General features: G+C 71.9%; 21 protein-coding genes. 7 read left to right on the top strand and 14 right to left on the bottom strand.

The annotated features are described in order from the left end of the window. Positions 1-17 precede the first annotated feature (17 nt). Positions 18-884, bottom strand: coding sequence for a helix-turn-helix transcriptional regulator (locus AS857_RS19110; RefSeq protein WP_058044519.1), 867 nt, complete (start codon positions 882-884; stop codon positions 18-20). 81 nt (positions 885-965) lie between these two features. On the opposite strand from AS857_RS19110, the gene AS857_RS19105 reads away from it, so the two are divergent. Next, positions 966-2,420, top strand: coding sequence for an MFS transporter (locus tag AS857_RS19105; RefSeq protein ID WP_058044518.1), 1,455 nt, complete (start codon positions 966-968; stop codon positions 2,418-2,420). 75 nt (positions 2,421-2,495) lie between these two features. Here AS857_RS19105 and AS857_RS19100 read toward each other — a convergent pair whose 3' ends face one another. From AS857_RS19100 to AS857_RS19085, 4 genes are all read right to left on the bottom strand, one after another. Then, on the bottom strand, positions 2,496-3,791 hold the full coding sequence (locus tag AS857_RS19100) for a hemolysin family protein (protein ID WP_058044517.1): 1,296 nt from the start codon (positions 3,789-3,791) through the stop codon (positions 2,496-2,498). Then, positions 3,788-4,285: an rRNA maturation RNase YbeY gene (gene ybeY / locus AS857_RS19095; RefSeq protein ID WP_058044516.1), complete on the bottom strand. Its 498-nt coding sequence runs from the start codon at positions 4,283-4,285 to the stop codon at positions 3,788-3,790. The genes AS857_RS19100 and ybeY overlap by 4 nt, the downstream gene beginning before the upstream one ends. Before the next feature lie 7 nt (positions 4,286-4,292). Beyond that, the gene (locus tag AS857_RS19090; protein ID WP_058044515.1) at positions 4,293-5,294 is read right to left on the bottom strand and encodes a PhoH family protein; all 1,002 of its coding nucleotides are present in this window, start codon (positions 5,292-5,294) and stop codon (positions 4,293-4,295) included. A gap of 151 nt (positions 5,295-5,445) precedes the next feature. Then, the gene (locus AS857_RS19085; RefSeq protein WP_079110502.1) at positions 5,446-6,627 is read right to left on the bottom strand and encodes a PfkB family carbohydrate kinase; all 1,182 of its coding nucleotides are present in this window, start codon (positions 6,625-6,627) and stop codon (positions 5,446-5,448) included. 71 nt (positions 6,628-6,698) lie between these two features. Here AS857_RS19085 and AS857_RS19080 point away from each other — a divergent pair, with 71 nt between their 5' ends. Together AS857_RS19080 and AS857_RS19075 are read left to right on the top strand one after the other, a co-directional pair. Then, positions 6,699-8,066, top strand: a complete 1,368-nt coding sequence (locus tag AS857_RS19080) for a 6-phospho-beta-glucosidase (protein WP_058044514.1) — start codon at positions 6,699-6,701, stop codon at positions 8,064-8,066. 87 nt (positions 8,067-8,153) lie between these two features. Continuing rightward, positions 8,154-8,966, top strand: coding sequence for an HAD family acid phosphatase (locus AS857_RS19075; protein ID WP_245700316.1), 813 nt, complete (start codon positions 8,154-8,156; stop codon positions 8,964-8,966). Positions 8,967-9,003: 37 nt separating this feature from the next. Here the strand turns inward: AS857_RS19075 and AS857_RS19070 are convergent, their stop codons facing one another. Genes AS857_RS19070 through AS857_RS19050 form a run of 5 tightly spaced genes read right to left on the bottom strand, consistent with a single transcriptional unit; the run spans position 9,004 to position 13,421 of the window. Further along, positions 9,004-9,912, bottom strand: a complete 909-nt coding sequence (locus tag AS857_RS19070; RefSeq protein ID WP_058044512.1) for a ribonuclease Z — start codon at positions 9,910-9,912, stop codon at positions 9,004-9,006. 11 nt (positions 9,913-9,923) lie between these two features. Further along, positions 9,924-10,280, bottom strand: a complete 357-nt coding sequence (locus AS857_RS19065; RefSeq protein WP_058044511.1) for a histidine triad nucleotide-binding protein — start codon at positions 10,278-10,280, stop codon at positions 9,924-9,926. Positions 10,281-10,322: 42 nt separating this feature from the next. Beyond that, positions 10,323-11,477, bottom strand: coding sequence for a tetratricopeptide repeat protein (locus AS857_RS19060; RefSeq protein WP_058044510.1), 1,155 nt, complete (start codon positions 11,475-11,477; stop codon positions 10,323-10,325). Beyond that, positions 11,474-12,823 carry an ATP-binding protein gene (locus tag AS857_RS19055; RefSeq protein ID WP_058044509.1) on the bottom strand — a complete coding sequence of 450 codons (1,350 nt, stop codon included), beginning with the start codon at positions 12,821-12,823 and terminating at the stop codon, positions 11,474-11,476. The genes AS857_RS19060 and AS857_RS19055 overlap by 4 nt, the downstream gene beginning before the upstream one ends. A gap of 55 nt (positions 12,824-12,878) precedes the next feature. Further along, a complete protein-coding gene (locus AS857_RS19050; protein WP_144440882.1) occupies positions 12,879-13,421 on the bottom strand; it encodes a hypothetical protein in 543 nt (180 codons plus the stop codon). 329 nt (positions 13,422-13,750) lie between these two features. Here AS857_RS19050 and AS857_RS19045 point away from each other — a divergent pair, with 329 nt between their 5' ends. The 4 genes from AS857_RS19045 (at position 13,751) to AS857_RS19030 (ending at position 20,440) form a co-directional block, all read left to right on the top strand. Next, positions 13,751-15,007 (top strand): glycosyltransferase, encoded by a 1,257-nt coding sequence (locus AS857_RS19045; RefSeq protein WP_058044507.1) that lies wholly within the window; start codon positions 13,751-13,753, stop codon positions 15,005-15,007. Continuing rightward, on the top strand, positions 15,004-16,716 hold the full coding sequence (locus AS857_RS19040) for an ArnT family glycosyltransferase (protein ID WP_079110501.1): 1,713 nt from the start codon (positions 15,004-15,006) through the stop codon (positions 16,714-16,716). The genes AS857_RS19045 and AS857_RS19040 overlap by 4 nt, the downstream gene beginning before the upstream one ends. Before the next feature lie 83 nt (positions 16,717-16,799). Further along, positions 16,800-18,002 carry a glycosyltransferase gene (locus AS857_RS19035; RefSeq protein WP_058046902.1) on the top strand — a complete coding sequence of 401 codons (1,203 nt, stop codon included), beginning with the start codon at positions 16,800-16,802 and terminating at the stop codon, positions 18,000-18,002. Between the two features lie 65 nt (positions 18,003-18,067). Then, positions 18,068-20,440 carry a galactose oxidase early set domain-containing protein gene (locus AS857_RS19030; protein ID WP_058044506.1) on the top strand — a complete coding sequence of 791 codons (2,373 nt, stop codon included), beginning with the start codon at positions 18,068-18,070 and terminating at the stop codon, positions 20,438-20,440. 98 nt (positions 20,441-20,538) lie between these two features. On the opposite strand, the gene AS857_RS19025 is transcribed toward AS857_RS19030, so the two are convergent. The 4 genes from AS857_RS19025 to AS857_RS19010 all read right to left on the bottom strand — a co-directional run bounded on the left by AS857_RS19025 (position 20,539) and on the right by AS857_RS19010 (position 23,242). Next, positions 20,539-21,162, bottom strand: a complete 624-nt coding sequence (locus AS857_RS19025) for an RICIN domain-containing protein (RefSeq protein WP_058044505.1) — start codon at positions 21,160-21,162, stop codon at positions 20,539-20,541. Between the two features lie 167 nt (positions 21,163-21,329). After that, positions 21,330-21,821 carry a hypothetical protein gene (locus AS857_RS19020; protein WP_063804338.1) on the bottom strand — a complete coding sequence of 164 codons (492 nt, stop codon included), beginning with the start codon at positions 21,819-21,821 and terminating at the stop codon, positions 21,330-21,332. Next, positions 21,821-22,168, bottom strand: coding sequence for a hypothetical protein (locus AS857_RS19015; RefSeq protein ID WP_058044503.1), 348 nt, complete (start codon positions 22,166-22,168; stop codon positions 21,821-21,823). Before AS857_RS19015 ends, AS857_RS19020 begins: the two co-directional genes overlap by 1 nt. Before the next feature lie 96 nt (positions 22,169-22,264). Beyond that, complete coding sequence (locus AS857_RS19010) at positions 22,265-23,242, bottom strand: GlxA family transcriptional regulator (protein WP_058044502.1); 978 nt, start codon at positions 23,240-23,242, stop codon at positions 22,265-22,267. Between the last annotated feature and the right edge of the window lie 448 nt (positions 23,243-23,690).

The following is a 23,690-nucleotide window of genomic DNA, read 5'->3' as shown; positions in this document are numbered from 1 at the left end:
CGCACCGGCGGCCCGCCTCAGCCCGCGACCGAGTACATGCCGCCCCGCCGGCCCTCCGGCGAGACGAGCCACTCCAGCTTCGCGGCCGTGCCCGTGTCCGGCACGGGGTTGTGCATGACGATCGTCAGGTCCGGCCGGGCCGGCACGCGCAGGTGCGTGCTCTCCAGGTACAGCGGCCCGGCCACCGGGTGGTCGAACTCCTTGACCAGCTGGCCGCCCGCCTGCACGTCGCCCTGCGCCCACAGCTCCGTGAACTCCGGGCTCGCCGCGGCCACCTCCGCCACGATCTCCTGGAACCCCTCGTCGTCCGGGCGCTCCGAGCACGCGGCGCGGTACTGGGCGACGACCCGCCGGGCGTTCTGCTCCCAGTTCGCCGCGCGGGCGCGGTAGGCGGGGTCGGTGAAGAAGTCGACCAGGCAGTTCGGCCGCGGCTTCCGGCGGAAGCCGATGACCATGCGGGCCGAGTCGTTGAAGGCGACCAGGTTCCAGTACGGGTCCATGATGTGCGCCGGGTACGGCATCCAGCCGTCGATCAGCCGCTGCAGGCCCTCGCACAGGTAGTCCGGGTCGTACGGGGACTGCGGCTGCGGCGGGTTCAGCCCGGCGAGCACGTACAGGTGCCGGCGCTCGTCCCCGCTCAGCTTGAGGACGTTCGCCACGGAGTCCAGCACCTGCGGCGAGACGGTGATGTCCCGCCCCTGCTCCAGCCACTGGTACCAGGAGGCGCCCACGCCCGCGAGGACGGCGACCTCCTCGCGGCGCAGTCCGGGCGTGCGCCGGCGGCCCCCGCCGTCCGGCAGACCCACGTCGGCCGGGGACACCCGGGCCCGACGGGTCGTCAAGAAGTCACGCAGCTCTTGGCGACGACGCGTCTGTACGGTCATCTCTCCCCCTTGCCTGGTGGTGCGGCCACCACCATAAGCACGCTCTCCCCACGTTTCTTCCGCGCGCCGGAAGGTGGGCGCATGGCGATCGACTCCCCTCCCCGTACGACCCCTGCCGGTGCGGCCGCCGCGGCCGGCCCGGGCATGTCCGCCCGCGACAAGCTGGTCCTGCTCGTGCTGTGCGCCGCGCAGTTCATCGTGGCCCTCGACTTCTCCATCCTGAACGTGGCCCTGCCCGTCCTGGGCGACGACCTCGGCATGGGCCAGGCCGACCTGCAGTGGGCGGTCACCGCCTTCGCCCTGCCCTCCGGCGGCTTCCTGCTGCTCTCCGGCCGGATCGCCGACCTGTACGGGCGGCGCCGCGTCTTCCTGGCCGGGCTCGCGCTGTTCACCGCGGCCTCCGTGCTCGCCACGCTCGCCTGGGCACCGGCCGTCTTCCTCGCCGCGCGCGCCCTGCAGGGGCTCGGCGCGGCCATCATCGTGCCGACCGGCATGTCGCTGCTGACCACGACGTTCGCCGAGGGCCCGCAGCGCGAACGCGCCCTGGGCATCAGCGGCACCCTGCTCTCCCTCGGCTTCACCATCGGCATGGTGCTCGGCGGCGTCATGACCGACACGCTCGGCTGGCGCTCGACGATGGGCCTGCTGGCCGTGGCCGGCCTCGGCATCCTCGCGGTCGCTCCGGGTCTGCTCACCGAGTCCCGGCACCCGCAGCGGCCCCGGGTCGACATACCGGGCGCGGTGACCGTCACCGGCGGCCTGCTGGCCCTCATCTACGGGCTGTCGACCGCGGCCCAGCGGGGCTTCGGCGGCGCGGACGTCCTCGTCTCGCTCGTCCTGGGCGCCGTCCTGCTCGCGGCCTTCGTCCTCGTCGAGTCCCGGGCCGCCGAGCCGCTGGTCTCCCTGCCGATGCTGCGGCGGCGGACGGTCGCCTGGGGGAACCTGGCCGGCCTGGTCACCTTCGCGATGATGAGCACCGTCGTCTTCCTGCTCACCCTCTACCTGCAGGAGGTGCTGGAGCTCTCGGCCTTCCGCACGGGCCTGGTCTTCGGCGTGCAGGGCGTCTTCGCCGTCGCCGCCGGCATGACGGCGCCGCGGGTCATCGCCCGCTTCGGCGCCCGCACCACGCTCCTCGCCGGCCTGGCCGTCCAGGCCGTCTTCTCGGCCGCACTGCTCGCCCTGGGGCAGGACGCCTCCGGCGCGTGGCTGGCCCTGGCGGCGGCGAGCATCGCCTGCATCGGGCACCTGTGGGCGATCGTCGCCTACGGGGTGACGGCGACGTCGGGCCTGCCGGACACCGAGCAGGGCCTGGCGACGGGTCTGGTGACCAGCTCGCAGCAGGTCGGGCTCACGATCGGGATCCCGCTGCTGAGCGCGGTGTCCTCGGCGCGGACCGCCACCCTCTCCGAGGGCGGCTCGGACTTCGCGTCGGCGACGCTGGGCGGCATCCGCCTGGGCATGGGCGTGGACGCCGCGATCGTGGCGGCGGTGGCGGTACTGGTGGCGGTGGGCCTGCGCGGGCGGGTCAAGGCCTGAGGGCCCCGGCCCCCGGACGGGCTGAGTGGTTGACGCGTCGCGTCAACCACTCAGCCCGTCCGGTATGGGGTGAAGTCAGCGAACCGGCTCCACCAGCACCGTGACGATCCGGTTCCGGCGGCCCGCCGCCGCCTCCGCGGTCAGGCGGAGGCCCGTGATGCCGCCGGGCTCCCCCAGCCCGTAGTCGGCGAGGTCGACCTCGGCCACCGCGCCCGCGATCGGCACCCGGCCCAGGGACTTGGCCAGCAGGCCGCCGACCGTCTCCACGTCCTCGTCGTCGAGCTCGTCGAAGCCGTAGAGCTCGCCGAGGTCGCCGAGGTCGAGGCGGGCGGTGACGCGGTAGCGGCCCTCGCCGAGCTCCTCGACGGGCGGCAGCTCGCGGTCGTACTCGTCGGTGATCTCGCCGACGATCTCCTCGAGGATGTCCTCGATGGTGACGATGCCGGCGGTGCCGCCGTACTCGTCGATGGCGACGGCGCAGTGGTTGCGCTGCTGCTGCATCTCCCGCAGCAGGTCCCCCGCGTTCTTCGTGTCGGGCACGAAGACGGCGGGCCGCATCGCGGTGGAGACCAGCTCGGACTCCGCGTCCCGGCTGATGTGCGTCTTGCGGACGAGGTCCTTGAGGTAGACGACGCCCACGATGTCGTCCTCGCTCTCGCCGGTGACCGGGATCCGGGAGAAGCCGGAGCGCAGGGCGAGGGTGAGGGCCTGGCGGATGGTCTTGCCGCGCTCGATGACGACGAGGTCGGTGCGCGGCACCATCACCTCGCGCACGAGGGTGTCGCCGAGCTCGAAGACGGAGTGCACCATGCGGCGCTCCTCGTCCTCGATCAGGGACTCCTTCTCCGCGAGGTCGACCATCGCCCGCAGCTCGGCCTCGGAGGCGAAGGGGCCCTTGCGGAAGCCCTTGCCGGGGGTGAGGGCGTTGCCGATGAGGATCAGCAGCTGCGGCACCGGGCCCATGATGCGGGCGAGCGGCAGCAGGACGTAGGCGGCCGCGGTGGCGGTGCCCAGCGGGTGCTGGCGCCCGATGGTGCGCGGGGAGACGCCGACGGCCACGTAGGAGACGAGGACCATGACGGCGATGGCGACGGTCAGCGCCTGCCAGGTCTTCTCGAACTCCTGCAGGCAGGCGTAGGTGACCAGCACGCCGGCCGCCATCTCGCAGGCGACGCGGACGAGCAGGGCCACGTTCAGGTAGCGGGTGGGGTCGGCGGCGACGGCCATCAGCCTGGCGCTGCCGCGCCGCCCGGAGCGGACGGCCTCCTCCGCGCGGAACCGGGTGGTCCGCGCGAGGCCGGCCTCGGCGCAGGCGGCGAGCCAGGCCACGACCAGGAGGAGGACCGCGACCGCGATCAGCCGGCCGGTCACGTGATCGTGGGCGCCGGGGAGGGCCCCTCGATCCCGCGCTCGGCCCGCCAGCCGTCGACGATGGCGGCCTGGAGGCCGAACATCTCGGCCTTCTCGTCGGGCTCCTCGTGGTCGTAGCCGAGGAGGTGGAGGACGCCGTGGACGGTGAGCAGCTGGAGCTCCTCGTCCATGGAGTGCCCGGTGGGCGCGTCCTCGCCCTGCTTCTTGGCGACCTCCGGGCACAGCACGATGTCGCCGAGGAGGCCCTGGGGGGGCTCGTCGTCGTCCTTGGCCGGGGGACGGAGCTCGTCCATCGGGAAGGACATCACATCGGTCGGCCCGGGCAGGTCCATCCACTGGACGTGGAGCTGCTCCATGGCTTCGGCGTCGACAACGATGACCGAGAGTTCGGAGAGCGGGTGGATGCGCATCCGGGCGAGCGCGTAGCGGGCGATGTCGAGGACCGCCTGCTCGTCGATGTCCGTGCCGGATTCGTTGTTGACGTCGATAGCCATCGTGTTTTTACCGGGGGGTGCTTTCGTTTCGGCTGTCGTACTGCTCGTACGCGTCGACAATACGGCCGACGAGCTTGTGCCGGACGACGTCGTTGCTGGTGAGCAGGGAGAAGTGGACGTCCTCCACCCCTTCGAGGATCTCCCGCACCTGGCGCAGTCCGCTCTTCGTACCGCCGGGGAGGTCGATCTGGGTGATGTCGCCCGTGATGACGATCTTGGAGTCGAAGCCGAGCCGGGTGAGGAACATCTTCATCTGCTCGGGGCTGGTGTTCTGGGCCTCGTCCAGGATGATGAAGGCGTCGTTGAGGGTGCGGCCGCGCATGTACGCGAGCGGCGCGACCTCGATCGTCCCGGCGGCCATCAGGCGCGGGATGGAGTCGGGGTCGAGCATGTCGTGCAGCGCGTCGTAGAGCGGGCGCAGGTAGGGGTCGATCTTCTCGTAGAGCGTGCCGGGCAGGAAGCCGAGCCGCTCGCCCGCCTCGACGGCCGGCCGGGTCAGGATGATCCGGTTGACCTGCTTGGACTGCAGGGCCTGGACCGCCTTGGCCATGGCCAGGTAGGTCTTGCCGGTGCCGGCGGGGCCGATGCCGAAGACGACCGTGTGCTTGTCGATCGCGTCGACGTAGCGCTTCTGGTTGAGCGTCTTGGGCCGGATGGTGCGGCCGCGGCTGGAGAGGATGTTCTGGGTGAGGACCTCGGCGGGGGTCTCGGCCCCCTGCTCCTCGTCCCTGAGCATGGCGATCGAGCGTTCCACCGCGTCCTCCGTCATCGGCGCACCCGTGCGGAGCACCAGCATCATCTCGTCGAACAGGCGCTGCACGAGGGCGACTTCCCGCGGCTCCCCGGTGGCGCTTACCTCATTGCCCCGTACGTGGATGTCCGTCGACGGGAACGCTTTCTCGATGACCCGCAGGAGGGAGTCCCCCGAGCCCAGGACCGTCACCATGGGGTGCTTGGCCGGGACCGTGAACCTCGCCGTCGCCTGCGGTCGTGTGGGTGTCTGCGTCATGGGCCGGCCCGATGGCCTGCTCATCGCCTCTTTTCTGCACTCCTGTGTCCGGCCGGTGTCCGGAAATCCTTGGAATACCAGGGTACGACGGCAGGCCCAGGGGCCCGAGGGCTTTTCCGGCTGCGCGGGGCCGCCCGCGCGGGCCCCGCGGCTACGGTCTGCGGAATCCCAGCGTCGGCACGGCCCGGCGCAGCGGCCAGGGCCGGGCCGCCGCGGGCAGCAGGCCGTCGAGGAAGGCGTAGCGGCGGCGGACGGCCGGGCTCTGGTCGTCGTAGGACCGCACGTGCTTCCACCAGGCGGCGATCTCGACCCACCCGGGGGCCGACAGAGACCCTCCGAATTCCTGTACGGACAGGGCGGCCGTCAGCCCGGCGAAGGCGAGCCGGTCGGCGAGCGGCCAGCCGGCCAGGGTGCCCGTGACGAAGCCCGCGACGAAGACGTCGCCGGCGCCCGTGGGGTCGAGCGCCTCGACGGCGATCGCCGGGATCTCCGCGCTCTCCCCCGTCCGGCTGTCGACCGCGAAGGCGCCCTTCTCCCCCATAGTGACGACGGCGACCGGGACCTTCTCGGCGAGCGCGCGGGCCGCGGCCCGCGGGCAGTCGGTGCGGGTGTAGCGCATGGCCTCCTCCGCGTTGGGCAGGAAGGCCTCGCAGTGCTCCAGGCCCGCCAGGTCGGCCGGGTCCCAGCGGCCGGTCTCGTCCCAGCCGACGTCCGCGAAGACCCTGCTGCCCCGGGCCGCCGCCCGGGCGATCCACTCCTCCTCGCGGCCCGGCACCAGCAGGGCCACGCAGGCCCGCGAGGGCGGCGGGCACTCGGGCGCGGGCACCCCTCCGTCACCGGGCGGCGGCGCCTCGTGTCCGTGCGAGACCATCGTCCGCTCGCCCTCGTAGGCCATCGAGACGGTCACCGGCGAGTGCCACCCGGCCACCGTGCGCGACAGGCCGAGATCGATCCCCTCCCCTTGCGCGAGCGCCTCCCAGCAGTACTCGCCGTACATGTCGTCCCCGAAGGCCGCGGCGAGGGAGGTGCGCAGGCCCAGCCGGGCCAGGGCGGTGGCCATGTTGGCGATGCCGCCCGGGCTCGACCCCATGCCCCGGGCCCAGGACTCCGTGCCGCGCACGGGGGCCGAGTCCAGGCCCGTGAAGATGATGTCGAGGAAGACCGTTCCGGTCAGGTACACGTCGGTGGGCGGGTCGTCCGCCGAGCGGACCTCGGCCAGCGGGTCGAGGACGGGAGCCGCCCCCTGGAACTCGAATCCCTCGGTGCGCTCGCCCGGGCAGTGCCCGTTCCGGATGTCCTGCCGGGGCGTCGAGTGGGGCGAAGAGGTCGTCATACGCGCTCGCTGCTCCTCTCACGGGGTGCGGATCCGGACAGTGTGCCCGATGCTGAGGTACCTTCCGGAATATGAGGCTGACGATTCTCGGCGGTGGCGGGTTCCGGGTGCCTCTGGTGCACCGGGCCCTCCTGGACGACACGCGGCGCGACACCCCGGGCCGCTGTACGGAACTCGTGCTCTACGACACCGATTCCATGCGCATGAGAGTGATCGCTTCGGTGCTGGCGGCGCAGGCCGACGGGGTGCCCGGCGCCCCCTCCGTGCGCATCGCGCACAGCCTGGACGACGCGCTGCGCGGCACCGACTTCGTGTTCTCGGCCATCCGGGTGGGCGGCACGGCCGGCCGGGTGCTGGACGAGCGGATCCCCCTGAGCGAAGGGGTGTTGGGGCAGGAGACCGTCGGCGCGGGCGGGGTCCTGTACGGGCTGCGCACGGTGCTGGTGGCCATGGAGATCGCCGAACGCGTGGCGGCGGTCGCCCCCGACGCCTGGGTCATCAACTTCACCAACCCCGCGGGCATGGTGACGGAGGCGATGTCGGCCGTTCTGGGGCGGCGGGTCATCGGCATCTGCGATTCACCCGTGGGGCTGGTGCGGCGGGCGGCGCGGGCCGCCGGAACCGACCCGGATCGGGTGACCTTCGACTACGTGGGACTCAACCACCTCGGCTGGCTCAGATCGCTGTGCGTCGACGGCGAGGACCTCCTGCCGCGCCTGCTCGCGGACGACGACGCCCTCGCCTCCTTCGAGGAGGGCAAGCTCTTCGGCGCGGACTGGCTGCGCGCCCTGGGCTCGCTGCCGAACGAATACCTGCACTACTACTACTTCCGCCGCGAGACCCTGCGCTCGGTGCTGGAATCCCCCGAGACCCGGGGCCAGTTCCTCGACCAGCAGCAGAGCGGCTTCTTCACCGAGGCGGCGGCCACGCCGGAGCGCTCGTACGAGCTGTGGGAGCGCACCCGGCTGCAGCGCGAGTCCACGTACATGGCCGAGAGCCGCGCGGCCAGCGGCGGCTGGCAGCGGGACTCCTGCGACCTGGACGGCGGCGGCTACGACAAGGTGGCGCTCGAACTGATGCGGGCCATCGCCCGGGACGAGCCCACGCGCCTGATCCTCAACGTCCCCAACGGCACGACCGTCCCCGGGCTGGCCCCCGAGGCCATCATCGAGACGGTGTGCGAGGTGGACGCCCAGGGCGCCCGCCCCCTGCCGTGCAAGCCCCTGCGCGAGGACCAGCTGGGGCTGATGCTGCAGCTCAAGGCGGTCGAGCGGGCCACGATCGCGGCCGCGGTGCACGAGGACCGCGACGCGGCGCTGCGCGCCCTCGCCCTGCACCCGCTGGTCGACTCGCCGGCGGTCGCGGCCCGCATCCTGGAGCGGGCCGGGCGCGGGCCCGTCCGGCGCCCGGGAGGGGAGACGACGCCCCTACCCGCGTAGACAAGGCTTGACCTGCACTTGCTTGACCTGCCCCCGGCAAGGCCCTAGCTTCGCGCTGCACCGCCCTTGCCACTCAGGAGTACACACGTGCAGCTCAGCCTTGCGTCCAAGCGCGCCCGCATCGCCGCGGCCGGCGCCGCACTCGCCGTCGGCGCCGGCCTCTACACGGCCGGCGCGGCCGGCGCGGAGCACTCCGTGCCGCGCACGGACAAGGAGATCCCGAACCTCACCAAGGTGACGGACAAGATCAAGGCCTACTACGGCGACACGGTCGACAAGAACGGCCAGCACCACGCGTCGCCCGACAGCAACTACGCCAAGCAGGTCGCCGACATCGAGAAGAAGGCGAAGGCGCAGCTGGAGAAGGTCGTCAAGAACCAGGCAGGCAAGAATCAGGCCGGCAGGAAGGGCGCCGCCAAGCCCGCCATCGTCCTCGACCTCGACGACACGACCCTGCTCACCTACAACTACGAGCTCCAGGTCGGCTTCCACTTCACGCCCGAGTCCCAGGACGCGTACCTGAAGTCCACCGACATGGCCCCGGTCTTCGGCATGCCGCAGCTGGTCAACTGGGCGCAGTCCAAGGGCATCACGGTCTTCTACGTCACCGGCCGCGGCGAGCACCAGCGCGACTGGAGCGTGCGCAACCTCAAGAACGCCGGCTACAAGCCCGCCGCCGACCCCGCGCACTTCTACCTGAAGAACAAGAAGACGCCGCCGGCGTACCTGCCGTGCGGCGCCAAGTGCACCACCGTCGAGTACAAGGCGGGCACGCGCAAGCACATCGAGTCCCAGGGCTACCGCATCGTCGCCAACTTCGGCGACCAGTACAGCGACCTGCAGGGCGGGTACGCGCAGCACACGTACAAGCTGCCGAACCCGATGTATTTCCTGCCCTAGAAAAAAATCAAGCCCGTCCGGCGATTGAGGACATCGTTCATCGGCGCTTCGGCACCGGGATCCGCATGAGGTCCCGGGCTACGCTGAGCTCACCCTCGAAGCCGCCCGCACGGGCCTCCCGTTCGAAGACCGCCGGGTCGTCGTACCGCTGCGAGAAGTGCGTCAGCACAAGATGCCGCACTCCCGCCTCCGCGGCGACCCGGCCGGCCTGACCGGCCGTCAGGTGGCCGTGGTCCGCGGCGAGGGCCGCGTCCTCGTCGGTGAACGTCGACTCGATGACGAGCATGTCGCAGCCCTCGGCGAGCTCGTACACGCCGTCGCACAGCCGGGTGTCCATCACGAACGCGAACCGCTGCCCGCGCCGCACCTCGCTCACCTCGTCCAGGGTGACCCCGCCGACGGCGCCCTCGCGCTGCAGCCGGCCGACATCCGGGCCGCCGATGCCGTGCGCGGCGAGCTTCTCGGGCAGCATGCGCCGCCCGTCGGGCTCGACCAGACGGTAGCCGTAGGACTCGACCGGGTGCGAGAGCTTGCGGGCCTCCAGGCGGTACGAGGGCTCCTCCGCCAGGACCCCGCCCGCGCCGGAGACGGGCTCCTCGGCCAGCTGCACCGTCTCGCGGTAGGCGGTGGCATAGCGCAGGCGCTCGAAGAAGCGCTTGCCGCTGCGCGGGTAGTGCGCGGTGACGGGGTGCGGCACCTGGTCCAGGTTGATGCGCTGGATCACCCCGGCGAGGCCGAGGGAGTGGTCGCCGTGGAAGTGGGTGACGCACAGCCGGTTCAGGTCGTGCGCCGCCACCCCGGCGCGCAGCATCTGCCGCTGGGTCCCCTCGCCCGGGTCGAAGAGCAGGCCGGTGCCGTCCCAGAGCAGGACGTAGCCGTTGTGGTTGCGGTGCCGCGTGGGCACCTGGCTGGCGGTGCCCAGGACGACGAGTTCACGTACGGACAAGGGGGTTCTTCCTACCCGGGGGGCCAGTTGAAGCCGCGGCCGCCGAGGACGTGGGCGTGCGCGTGGAAAACGGTCTGCCCGGCGCCGGCGCCGGTGTTGAAGACGATGCGGAAGCCCTTGTCCCCGTTCTCCTGGAGAGCCACCTCGCCCGCGGTCTTCAGCACCTCGGCGGTGATCGCCGGCTCGGCCGCGGCGAGGGAGGCCGCGTCCGGGTAGTGCACCTTGGGGATGACCAGGACGTGCACGGGTGCCTGGGGGTTGATGTCCCGGAAGGCGAGGGTGGTCTCCGTCTCCTTGACGACCGTCGCCGGCACCTCCCCCTTGACGATCTTGCAGAACAGGCAGTCGGCCTGCGGTTCTCCCGCCACCGGTGGGCTCCTCACGCGTCGTCGGCTCGTACCGTCCGGATGTTACCGGGCGGCCTGCGATTCCCTCTCGCGGGCGCTCTTCAGCCGCTTCTGCTTCGCCTTCTCGGCCTCCTCGCGCTCGTTGCGCCGCCGGGCGTTCCCCCACCACATGGCCAGCACCACGGGCACGGCGCCGATCCACACGAGCGCCTGCTCGTAGCCCCGGTCCGTCCACGGCACGGTCACCAGCAGCACCGCGCAGAGCGTGCCCCACAGCGAGTGCGCCACGGCCAGCTTCGCGGCGAGGGCGCGCCGGATCACCGACAGCAGGGTGAGCTGGGCGCCCTTCGGCAGCTTGAAGTACGTGCGCCAGATGCACAGCCCCCAGCCCACGCACATCAGGAAGAAGAACCACATCCGCGGGCCGAGCGGCGCGGGCAGGGAGGTCGGGTCGTCGCCCGTCGGGAAGGCCCGGGAGACGACGGCCGCGTACAGGAGGCAGATCAGCGCGACCCAGCGGGTGCGGCGCACCAGGCGCAGGGCGACGTCCTCCAGCTTGGCGGTGATGTACGCGCTCGTGGGGTCCGACCCCAGTGCGGCGGTGTACTCCTTGGCCAGCTCCGGCAGCCTGAGCTCGCGGGCCTCGTCCTTGAGCCCCGCGAGGATGGCGCGCGCATCGGCGTCCTCGGGGGCGAAGCTCAGGACGTCGCGCATCACCTGCTGCGCACCGGCCTTGTCGCCCATGTCCATCAGGACGGAGTACCGGGCGAAGTGCGAGTTCACGGACTCCGGGCTGACGCGCACGGACTCGTTCGCGGCCGCCAGCGCCCCGTCGAGATCGCCGGCGGCGCGCAGGGCCGCCGACAGCGACTGGTAGGGCGTCTGGTGGTGCGGCGAGATCCGTACCGCCTCGCGGGCCGCGGTGACGGCCTCGTCCGCACGGCCGAGGCGCCACAGCGCCTCGCTGCGGTAGATGTGGCCGTCGGTGTGGGAGGGGCTGAGCTTGAGCGTGGACTCCGCCATGACCAGGCATGCCGGCCACGCCTGCTTCCGGTAGAAGCAGCAGGCGAGCAGGGCGTAGACGTCGGCGTCCTTGTGGGAGACCTCCTTCGTGTGCGCGGTGAGGAGGTCACAGGCTTCGTCGGTCCGGCCGACGCTCAGCAGCGCCTCGGCCCGGGCCACGTTCGGGTGCCCGCCGCCGTAGGGGGTATTGCTCACAGCATCCTCTTCTTCTTGAGGTACGCGAGCAGTTCGTCGTACTGCCCTCCCTCGTTGGCGAACTGGGCGACGCTGCGGGCCGAGTCGAACCACGGGCCCGTCGAGGGCCGGAGCTGGGTGAGGGCCGCGAGCAGGTCGTCGGTCTCGATCATGCGGGCCTGGCCGGTGCGGACCGAGTCCATCAGGGCGCGCTCGGCTGCGCTCTCGCACAGGTGACGGAGGTCCGCGCCGGAGAAGCCGTCCGTGCGCTTGACCAGCTTGCGCAGGTCGATGCGGGCCACCGGGCGGTCCTTGAGGTGGTGGCGCAGGATCGACTCGCGGGCGGACTCGTCCGGCGGCAGGACCAGGACCGTGCGGTCGAGGCGGCCGGGGCGGCGCAGGGCGGGGTCGACGTCCCAGGGGTGGTTGGTGGCGGCGAGCACGAACAGGCCCTCGTTGGCCCGGGCGTCCACGCCGTCCAGCTCGGTCAGCAGCTGGTTGACCGTGGTGCGCAGGCCGGAGTGGCGGAGCTGGCTGCGCTTGGCGCCGAGGGCGTCCAGCTCGTCGAGGAAGACGACGCAGGGGGCGTTGCGGCGGGCCGTCTCGAAGAGTTCGCGCAGGTTGCGCTCGGAGTTGCCGATCCACATGTCGAGGACGTCGGTGATGCTGACCGTCATGAAGCGGGCGCCCAGCTCGCCGGCGACGGCCCGGGCGATGTACGTCTTGCCGCAGCCGGGCGGCCCGTACATCAGCAGTCCGCCGCGCAGGCTCTTGCCGTAGAGCCTGCGGAGCTCGGGGTTGCGCATGGGGGCGAGGAAGGCGGCCTGGAGGCGCTCCTTGACCTGGTCCATGCCGCCGACGTCGGCGAGGGAGAGGTCCGCGTTCTCGACGTCCCAGGCGCTGACGCCGGCCGGGTCGTCCTCGCCGTCGGCGGACAGCGGCTGCGGATGCGACTGCGACTGCTGACCCGGCTCCGGCTCCTGCTCCGAGGTCTCCACGAAGCGCGGCGGGATGACGTCGGACAGCTCGTCCTCGGCCTGCTTCCAGTCGTAGCGGGGCGGTTCGGCGGGTGCGCCGTCCGGGGCCTCGGCGGGCACGGGTACGGGCGCGGGCGCGGCCTGGGCAGGGGCCTGTGCCGGGGCCGCGGCCGGAGCCGTCACCGGCGGGGCGACGGCGCGGGCGATCAGCGCCTGCGCCTCCGCGTTGCCCGGTTCCCGCTGCAGGGCCGCGGCGACCTGGGAGATCGCGTCCTGGACGTGCCCCGCGTCGAGGAGCAGCTGGGCGAGGTGCAGGCGCAGGGGCACGTCGTCGGGCGCGGCGTCGACGGCCGCACGCAGGCTCTTGAGGAGCGGGGACTCTTCGGGCATGGACCAAGGGTAAGCGGGGGTCCGGGGCGGGCCTCCAGGCGGCTTGGCGATGTCCCTACTTGGACTGGTGATGTCCTTCCTGCCAGTTTTTGTCGTCCTTCTTCCCGTGTTTGCCGCCGTCGTTGCCGGTGCTCTTGTCGCCGCCGCCCTTGCCGCCCCCGCTGCCGCCGCCGCAGTCGCCGCCGCCGTTCGTCGCGCCGCTGCCCGAGCAGTCGCCGAGGACGCTCGCCGTGAAGACCGTCTTCCCGTCGACCTTCGCCGTCAGCTTCCCCTGTACGCACGAGTCGTCGTGGAGGCCCGTCACCCGCCCGTAGACGATGATCTTCTGCCCGCCGCTGGTGCGGCCGTCGCAGTCGACGCCGACGGCGTTGACCGGGCGCGCCCCGCCCTTCTCCGTCACGCCGGGGTCCTCGGCCTTTCCCGTGCAGGTCAGCCACTGGACGGGATAGCCGTCGTGCTCCAGGCGGCCGGTGGCCCGTTTGTCGGCGGTCACGGCCACGATCACCGAGTCCAGCCCGCCCGGGCCCTCCTGACGGCAGCCGGTGAGCGCCACCGCGGCCACGCCCGTGAGCGCCACCGCACCCGCTGCACACAGCACCGATCGTCCCCGTAGGCGCCTCAATGCCCGCATACGCGGCAGTTTCCCACTCCCCGGGGCCGGGCGGAAGGCCCGGCCGGTCCGGCAATGCCCCAACTCCCCGGCATCGACCGTAAGTTCGGAAACACAGGATTTATCAATTACGCACCTGAGTTTCACCCACCCCCCTTAATCTCTCCTGCGAAGGGGGACACACGCGCACTGGGGAGTCGCGTGAGGGGGCATTCAACGCTGCTGCGGAGGCCGGGGGGTCTTGGCCGCCGCGCGGCTCGTGGCTGACTCAGCGCTGCCGGGCGCGCCCACGGCATTCATGTCTAGGGGGGACATCTTTGCTCACGTCCGTATTGGTCTGCGCCGTGTCACTGGCGCTGTTCTGGATGGCCGCCTTCACGCTGTGGTGGCAAATGCACGCCTGGCGCACGCCCGAGACGCTCGCCGCGACCCGTTTCGAGCCGGCCGCCGACACCGGCGCCCTGTCGTTCTCCCTGCTGGTGCCCGCCCGGCACGAGCAGGCCGTCCTCGAGCACACCGTCAGACGCCTGCTGGAGTCCACGCACGCGCGCTACGAGATCCTCGTGATCGTCGGGCACGACGACCCGGAGACCGCGGAGGTCGCCGAGCGGATGGCCGCCGCCGCGCCCAACCGCGTCCGGGTGATCACCGACACCCACGCCGTGAAGAACAAGCCCAAGGCCCTCAACACCGCACTCCCTCACTGCCTGGGCGACGTGGTGGGCGTCTTCGACGCCGAGGACCAGGTGCACCCGGCGCTGCTCGCGCACGTCGACCACGCCTTCCGCAGCACCGGCGCCGACGTCGTGCAGGGCGGCGTCCAGCTCATCAACTTCCACTCCAGCTGGTACAGCCTGCGCAACTGCCTGGAGTACTTCTTCTGGTTCCGCAGCCGGCTGCACCTGCACGCGGAGAAGGGCTTCATCCCGCTCGGCGGCAACACCGTCTTCGTCCGCACCGAGGTGCTGCGCGAGGCGGACGGCTGGGACGCCGAGTGCCTCGCCGAGGACTGCGACCTGGGCGTCCGGCTCTCCAGCAAGGGCAAGCGCGTCGTCGTCGCCTACGACCCCGAGATGGTCACCCGCGAGGAGACGCCGGGCTCGCTGATGAGCCTGCTCAAGCAGCGCACCCGCTGGAACCAGGGCTTCCTGCAGGTCTACCGCAAGCGCGACTGGCACCGGCTGCCCGGCTTCGGGCAGCGGATGCTCGCCCGCTACACGCTGATGACACCGTTCCTGCAGGCCTTCACCGGCGTGGTCGTGCCGCTCAACATCGCCGTGACGCTCCTGCTCCACGTCCCCGTGTACGTCGCGGTGCTCACTTTCCTGCCGGCCGTCACCGCCTTCGTCACCTTCGTCTTCGAGATCGTCGGCCTGCACGACTTCGGCGTGCAGTACGGCCTGCGCGTGCGCTTCGTGCACTACCTCAAGCTCGTCCTCGGCGGGCCCTTCTACCAGCTGCTCCTCGCCGGAGCCGCGATCCGCGCGGTCTGGCGCGAGCAGCGGGGCCGCAACGAGTGGGAGCTCACCGCCCACGCCGGCGCGCACCTCACCCGAGAGGACGTCACGACGTGACCGCCACCTTCCCCGCCGCCCCGGCCCGCCCGGCGGCGGCCCCTGACCACGCCACGGCCCGGGTGGCCGTACGCCCCGTGCTGCGCCTGCGCCGCTCCCGCCCCGACCTGCTGCTGTGCGGACTGCTGCTGGCGGCCGTCCTGCTCGTCCAGGGCTGGAACATCACCGGCTTCCCGGGCCTGAGCGACGACGAGGGCACGTACCTGGCCCAGGCGTGGGCCGTCCAGCAGGGCGAGGGCCTCGCCCACTACACCTACTGGTACGACCACCCGCCGCTGGGCTGGATCCAGATAGCCGCGCTGACGTGGCTGCCGTCGGTCGTCTCGCCCGAGTCGCTGACGGTCGCCCCGATGCGCTGCGCGATGCTCGTGGTGACGGCGGCGAGCTGCGTCCTCCTCCACGTGCTCGCGCGCCGGCTCGGCCTGCAGCTGTGGGCCGCAGGCCTGGCCACGGCGCTGTTCGGGCTGTCCCCGCTCGCCGTCGTCCTGCAGCGGGAGATCTTCCTCGACAACCTCGCCGTGATGTGGATGCTGCTGGCCTTCTGCCTCGCGGCCTCCCCCCGCCGGCACCTGTGGCACCACTTCGGCGCGGGCGTGGCCGCCGCCGTCGCCGTGCTGTCGAAGGAGACCATGCTGGTCGTCCTGCCCGCGCTGCTGGTGACCATGTGGCGGCACAGCCACCGCGACACCCGCAAGTTCGCGGTGACGGGCGCGATCACCGTGTGCGCGCTGATCGGCCTGGCGTACCCGCTGTTCGCGCTGCTCAACCACGAGCTGTTCCCCGGTCCCGGGCACGTCTCGCTCGTCGACGGCATCACGTACCAGATGAGCCGGGCCGGTTCGGGCTTCCTCCTCGACCCCTCGTCCGCCGCGCACGACGTGCTGGGCTCCTGGCTCTACTACGACCGGGTGCTGCCCGTCGGCGGCCTCGCCGCCGCCGTGGTGCTCCTGGCCTCCTTCCGCCGCTCCGTGACCGGCCGGGCGCTCGCCGGGCCCGCACTGGCCGTGCTGATCCTGGCGGCCGTGGCCATGCGCACCTCGGGCTACCTGCCCGCCATGTACATCATCCAGGCCCTGCCGTTCCTGTCCCTGGCCCTCGCCGGAGCGGCCGCGTCCGTGGGCTGCGCGCTGCTGCGCACCCGGCCCGGCTTCCGCCGGCGCTGGTACGCGGCGCGCTGGGCCGCGCTCGTCCTGCTCGCCGTGACGGCCGCCGCGTACGTGGTGCCGCGCTGGTACGACGGCAACCGCGCCGCCCTCACCACCGACGTCAACGGCCCCTACCGCGCCGCGAAGGCCTGGCTCGCCGACCGGGGCAACGTCCCCGACCCGGCCCGTACGCGCGTCCTCGCCGACGACGCGATCTGGCTCGACCTGGTGCACGCGGGCTACGCCCCGGGCACGGGCGCCATCTGGTTCTACAAGGCCGACCTGGACCCGGCCGTGAGCAGGACGCTGCCGCGGGGTTGGCAGGACCTGGACTACGTGGTCGCCTCGCCGACGGTGCGGCGGGACGCCTCCCATCTGCCGGTGGTCAAGGGGGCGTTGGAGCACTCGGAGGTGGTGGCGGCCTTCGGGCGCGGAGAGGACCGGATCGAGATCCGGCGGGTCGGGGTCGCGGCCGCCCGGGCGGGCACCTCGCCGGCCGGCACGTCACAGGCCGGGCCGCCGCCGACCGGGCCGCGGGTCGCGCTGCTGGAGGCCGCCCCGTGACGCTCTTCGAGACCGGCCCGCGCCGGGGGGCCGAGGCCTCTGCCGGGGTTCCTGCCGAGGCTCCCGCCGAGGTTTCTCCCGAGGTGACCACCGGCGCCCCGCGCGCCGTCACCGAGGCGGTCACCGTCCTGGTCCCCACCTTCAACGAGGCCGGGAACGTGGAGGAGTTGCTGCGCCGCCTCGGCGCGGCCCTGCCCACCCGCCTCTCCTCCTGCGAGGTCGTCTTCGTCGACGACTCCACCGACGACACCGCCGAGGCGATCCGGAAGGCCGCGCGCACCTGCCCGTACCCCGTCACGGTCATCCGGCGCCGGGAGCCCGTGGGCGGCCTCGGCGGGGCCGTCGTCGAGGGCATGCGGGCGGCGGGCACGGGCACGGGCACGCAGGAGCCCGGCTGGATCGTCGTCATGGACGCCGACCTGCAGCACCCGCCCGAGCTCGTGCCGGACCTGGTCGAGGCGGGGGTGCGCGAGGGCGCCGACCTCGTCGTCGCCAGCCGATACCGCCCCGGCGGCAGCCGGGCCGGGCTCGCCGGGAGCCGCCGCGTCGCCGTCTCGCGCGCCGCGACCTGGCTGGCCAAAGGGGCCTTCCCGCGGCTGCTGCGCGGCATCAGCGACCCCATGAGCGGCTTCTTCGCCGTCCGGCGCGAGACGGTCGCGTCGACGGAGGAGCTGCGGCCCCTGGGCTACAAGATCCTCATGGAGCTGGCGGTGCGCTGCCGCCCGGCCTCCGTCACCGAGCTGCCGTTCGCCTTCCAGGACCGCTTCTCCGGCGAGTCCAAGTCCTCGGCCCGCGAAGGGTTCCGCTTCCTGGGACACCTCACCACGCTGCGCACCTCCGCCCCCTGGGCCCGCATGCTGGTGTTCGGCCTCATCGGCCTCACCGGCTTCCTGCCCAACCTGCTGGGCCTGCACCTGCTGACGCGCGCCGGGCTGCACTACGTACCGGCGGAGATCGCCGCCAACCAGCTCGGCGTGCTGTGGAACTTCCTCCTGATCGAGGTGCTGCTCTTCCGCGACCGGCGCCGCCACCGCCACTGGGCGGACCGGGTGGCCCGCTTCGCGCTCCTCGCCAACGCCGATCTGCTGCTGCGGATCCCGCTCATCGCGCTGCTCGTCGGCCTGCTGCACCTGGAAGTGCTGCACGCGACGGTCATCGCCCTGCTGACGACCTTCGTGCTGCGCTTCGCGGCGACGGAGGCCCTGGTCTATCTGCCGCGCAAGGCCCGCAGGGGCCCCGAGAGCCGCAAGCGGCACTGTGGAGAAGGGACGGACGGATGCCACTGACGACGGGACGCAATCCGCTGCGAGGGCGCCGCAGACGCAGCAGACGCGCACGGCTGGCGACGGCGATGCTCGTGACCTGCACGGCCTCCGCCGGTCTGCTGCTGTCGGCCCCCGGCCCGGCCAGCGCCGGCTCGAACCTGCTGGTGAACCCCGGCTTCGAGTCCGTACGCGCGAACGGCGAGCCGACGTGCTGGCAGAAGTCCGGCTGGGGCGACAACGACTTCACGTACGCGCTGACGGGCGCCGCCGAGGCCCACAGCGGCGGGCGGGCGATGTCGGTGACGCTCACCCGGCGGCTGAGCGGGGACCGCAAGGCCCTGATGCTGGAGGACACCTCCTGCGCGCCGAACGTGAGCCCGTCCCACCAGTACGACCTGTCCCTCTGGTACAAGTCGACGACGCCCGACGCGTCCGTCACCGTCTTCCGGCACGACGTCAAGGACGGCTGGCAGTACTGGACCGACCTCAAGACGCTGCCGGTGAGCGCGGGCTACACGCGCGCGGAGGTCCGTACGCCCGTCGTCCCGCCCGGAACGGACCAGATCACCTGGGGCGTCTCGGTGTACGGCACGGGCACGGTCACCACCGACGACTACGTGATGGAGGACGCCACCCAGCCGGCGCCGGGCAACGCCTGCACCGCGGGCGCCGCCTGCACCAAGGGCAGCTGGGCCGTGATGCCGTTCAAGAACCCGGTCCGCAGCATGCACTCGGTCGTGCTCCGCAACGGCAAGGTGCTGCTCGTCGCGGGCTCCGGCAACGACCCGGAGATGTTCAAGGCGGGCACGTTCACATCGGCGGTCTACGACCCGAAGACCGGGGCGATGAAGACCATCCCGACCCCGGTGGACATGTTCTGCGCGGGCCACGTGCAGCTCTCCGACGGCCGCGTCCTGATCATGAGCGGCAACAAGGCCTACCCGGCGGCGGACGGCAGCCACGGCTACGAGGGCTTCAAGGACTCGTACCTCTTCGACCCGTCGACCGAGTCGTACGTGAAGACGAACGACATGAACGACGGCCACTGGTACCCGTCCGCGACGCTCCTCGGCAACGGCGACGTGATCTCCTTCGGCGGGCTGCGCGAGGACTCCACGGGCAGCGTCACCGCCGAGAAGTTCAGCCAGGCGCAGCAGAAGTGGCTGCCGATGAACGAGGTCAACCAGACCTGGTCGTACTGGGGCCTGTACCCGTCGATGATCCTCATGCAGGACGGGCGGCTGTTCTACTCCGGCAGCCACGTCTTCGGCAACGGCACGCCGGGCACGGGCGCGTCGGTCTACGACTACGGCGCCAACAAGATCACGGACGTGCCGGGGCTGCAGGACAAGGACCACCGCGACCAGTCCGCGAGCGTCCTGCTGCCGCCGGCGCAGGACCAGCGGGTCCTGACGATGGGCGGCGGCAACGTCAACACCAACCCCGAGGCGAACCGCCACACGGACATCATCGACCTGAAGAAGCCCAACCCGGCGTACACGCCCGGCCCGCTGCTGCCGCAGGGCGAGGTCGACCAGGGCCAGGGCCGCAAGCCGCAGACGGGCGGCCAGGGCAAGATGTACGTCTCGGCGGTCCTCCTCCCGGACGGGAAGGTCCTGGAGACGGGCGGCGGCCTGCACGACCGGGCCGACCCCGTCTACGAGGCGTCGATGTTCAACCCGGCCGCGAACACCTTCCAGCCGGGCCTGGCGACGGACCCGATCCCGCGGACGTACCACTCGTCGGCGTTCCTGCTGCCCGACGGCCGGGTGATGGCCGTCGGCGACAACCCCGGCAACGGCACCTTCGACGACCACGTGTCGATCTACACCCCGCCGTACCTCTACAAGGGCGCGCGCCCGCAGATCACGTCGGTCGCGACGGACCGGTGGAGTTACGCGAGCACGCAGCGGATCACGGTGGACCGCCCGGTGGTCAAGGCGGAACTGATCCGCCCGGCGGCCGTCACCCACTCCTCCGACCCCAACCAGCGCTTCGTCGACCTGCCCATGAGCGTCGGCTCGGACGGCAGGACGATCGACCTGAACGTCACCAGCAACCCGAACCTGGCGCCGCCCGGCTGGTACATGCTCTTCGCGGTCGACGCGGCCGGGGTCCCGTCGGTGGCGTCATGGGTGCACCTGGGCGGACCGCAGGCCACGGCGGCCGAGGCGAGCCCGATGGTGCACGGCTTCGCGGGCGGCATGCCGCACTCCGCGGAGAAGAAGCAGGAACCGAAGCGCACGTCGGCGAAGGTGGACACGCAGATCGCAGGCTGCGACCGCCACTACGGCGCGGAGAACGTGTGCGTGCCGACGGTGTTCCCGGCGAAGGTCGCGCCGACGACGAAGGCCCGGTGCGAGTGGCTCGGGAAACACGGCTACAAGAACCTGAGGGTGAACGGGAAGGACGACCCGCTGAGGCTGGACCCGGACGGGAACGGGAAGGCGTGCGGGTGAGCTCGTAGGAGGAACTGAGGACGGAGCCCTGCTGCCGGCGAGGAAGGAACCGACCGGCGGCAGGGCTCGTTCAATCAGCTGCTCAACCACTCAGCCACTCAGCTGTTGAAGGTCCATTTCTGATTGGTCCACCCGTTGCAGGCCCAGAGCTGCACCTTGGCGCCGTTGTTGGGGATGGTGTTGGTGTCGCCGTCGAGGCACTGCTGCCCCTGGGCGTTCTGCAGGTTGGTGCCGTTCCAGATCCAGATCTGGTTGTTCCAGCCGTTGCAGCCCCAGAGGTGGACCACGGCCCCGTTGTTGGGGATGGTGTTGAGGTCGCCGTCGAGGCACTGCGACCTGTAGCCGTTCTGGATCGTGTAGTAGCCGACGGGCTGGTTGGGCACGGGCGTCCAGTACCAGCTCTGGTTGTCCCAGCTGTTGCAGCCCCAGAGCTGGACCTTGGCCCCGTTGTTGGGAATCTGGTTCCGGTCGCCGTCGAGGCACTGCCCGCCGAGGTGGTTGGTGAAGGCGGGCGTGCGGTAGACGGTGTCGACGGCGGGCTTGCCGGACGATCCGGTGCCGGGCAGCCCGGCGGCGGATCTGATGTCGACGACGGCCTTGCCCGCGGCGGGCCCCGTGACCGGCTGCGGTGTCTGCGCTTGCGCCCCCGCCCCGGCGGCCAGGGTGAAGGTGAGGGCGCTCAGCCCGGCGGCGATGCCGAGTGCTGCTCGGGACGTGTGCATGTTCGCCTCGTTTCTCAGCTGCGGAGTGTGCCGGGGCCATACGGACACACGGGGCATGCATGTGCCAGGCAGGAGAACGAAGTGAACCGTCAGATTCCGGACGAACGAGGGGGGTGGGGTGCGGGCCGAGCGGGGCCGGGCTGGACGAGGTGGGGCGGGGGAGCCGGTCAGGACGCGGACGCCGCCTGCCCGAACATGACGACCGGGCCGTCGTCGGTGTCCACGACCCGCACGTCGAACCGCTTCGCCGGAAAGGCCCGGGCGAGGGCGGCCTCCCAGGAGTGGGCGATCGCCCGCGCGATGTACCCGAGGACTTCCTCCTCGTCGGCGGTGTCGGCGTCGCCGCCATTGCCGCCATTGCCGCCATTGCCGCAGTCGACCGCGTCACCGACCACGAAGCGGTTGAGCACGGCCTCGATCCCGCGGACGTCCCCGCCGAGGTGCCGGTACCAGTCGTCGAAGTTGTCCGGCGCGTACGAGCGCTTCCGCAGCACGCACCCGCGCACCTCGACGAACTCGGGGTTCATGAGGTGGGCGAAAGCGAGCCACATGCCGGGCGTGCAGTTCTGCGTGAGGAAATCGACGGAGTCGAGTCCGCCGCCCGTGTAGCCGTCGATCCAGGAGCGGATCTCCGGATGTTCGTCGGGTCGCAAGGACATCAACCCAGCCAGGCCGAACGCAGCGCGGAGCTGCCCGGCGCGTCCAACAGCCCGATCACCGGGGGCGTTTCCCGGTACTCCCAGGTGGACGGACTGCGGAGCACGTCCTCAAGCACGTCGCCGGTCAACCGCTCCCCACCCTCGTGCGCCGGCCATTCGTCACCTTGATAGACCTCGACGTATCCGGCTCGCTCCCACCGGCCGATGATCTCGGCGAAGACGGGAACGACGGCCGAGCACTCGGCGTCGTCTCCACCACGGGTCCAGTCCATCACGACGGACCAGAGGGGGGACATTTCCCGGGCGTTGATGAGAACGCATTCCTCTTCTTCGGAGAGCCGGTCCACAATCCCCCGTTCCGGGCTTCGGTACGACCTCGGCCTCTTCCAGTACGCGCAGTACCCGCACTATCTCAGCCGGCCTCCTCAGCCCCTTCAGCCCCCTCACGCCGGATTCCCGGCCGGGCGGCGGAGCCGGCCAGGGGTCGTGCCGAGACGTTCGCGGAGGAGGGTGGTGAGGGTGGTGGCGTTCTCGTAGCCGACGCGGCGGGCCACGGCGTCGGTGGGCAGGGCGGTCGTACGGAGCAGGTGAGCGGCCTGTTCGAGCCGGATCCGCTGGGCGAAGCGCAGCGGCGACATGCCGAGGACGCGGTCCACGGCACGCTGCAGGGTGCGCTCGCTCACGCCCAGGCCGCGGGCGACGTCCGCGATGCGCAGCGGCTGTTCGAGGTGTTCGCGCACCCAGCGCTCGTACCCGGCGACCAGCGGGTCGGTACGGGCCAGGTGGCTGGGCACGGCGTAGCCCGCCTGGGCGGGTCGGGTGTCGATGAGCAGGTAGCGCGCGGTGAGCTCCGCGAGGGCCGGGCTGCGGTCCCGCACGAGCGACAGCACGAGGTCCAGGTGTGCCGTGGCGGCGCCGGCCGTGGTCAGGCCCGGGGCGTGGGCGAGTATGCGCGTCTCGTCCAGCAGGACCTCGGGATAGCGCTGCCGGAAGTCGGGCGCGAGCCACCACGTGGTGGTGGCGGGCTGCCCGTCGAGCACGCCGCTCTCCGCGAGCAGGAACGTGCCGGTGCAGGCGGCGGCGAGGGCCGTACGGGTGTCGCGGGCCTGCCGCACGAGCTCCCGTTCGGGTGCCCGGTCCGGCGAGGCGACCCACTCGGCCAGCGGCCCCGCCCGCCTGTGCCCGACCCCGGGCACGACGAGCACCTCGGGTACGGGGGCCGCCTCCGGGGCCACGGCATCCACCCGGTGCCCGGCGGCGGTCCGCACGGTCGGCTTGTGCGGGCTGACGCAGGCCACTTCCCACGGGGGCGGGGGCTGCGGCACCTCGTGGCGCAGTTCATTGGCCGTCTGCAGCACGTCGAGCACGGACGCAAGCCCGGAGTCGAACACACCGTCCACGACCAGAACCGAGATCTTCACGCCGGAAACGGTAGGCGACGTGCCGGGTCCGCCAGGGGGGCGGCGTGGCCGGGGGCGGCAAATTCGCCCTGCGGTTGGCTTACGGCCGGTGGGTGGCTGGCCGCCGCACTCGCGCCGTCACGGATGCGGGCGCGCGAGGAGACCGGTCTGTCCGGTTGTGGCTGAGGGGGAGCGGGCTGCTGCCGCGATGTGGTTGGGCCCGTCGTGAGCGCTTCGCTCAGCGCGCCGCCATCGTGGTTACGCGGCCGACTGTCCCTGAGTGAGGGCTAGTGAGGCGAGAGGGAGCTGCTGGGACTGCAGAGAGCGTCCAGCTGCCATCCCGGGCCACTTACCCGCCGGGCGAGGGCCCAGACCGGGCGCGTATGAGGCAAGGGCACCCTGCTGGGGCTGCTGAGGCACTCGGCCGCCGACCCGGGCCACTTACCCGCCCGCTGCTACAGGCCAGGCC

It is taken from the genome of Streptomyces roseifaciens, assembly GCF_001445655.1.
In the GTDB taxonomy this organism is placed as follows: domain Bacteria; phylum Actinomycetota; class Actinomycetes; order Streptomycetales; family Streptomycetaceae; genus Streptomyces; species Streptomyces aureoversilis.
The sequence above is the reverse complement of the archived record's forward strand: the minus strand, read 5'-3'. Positions and strand labels throughout refer to the sequence as shown.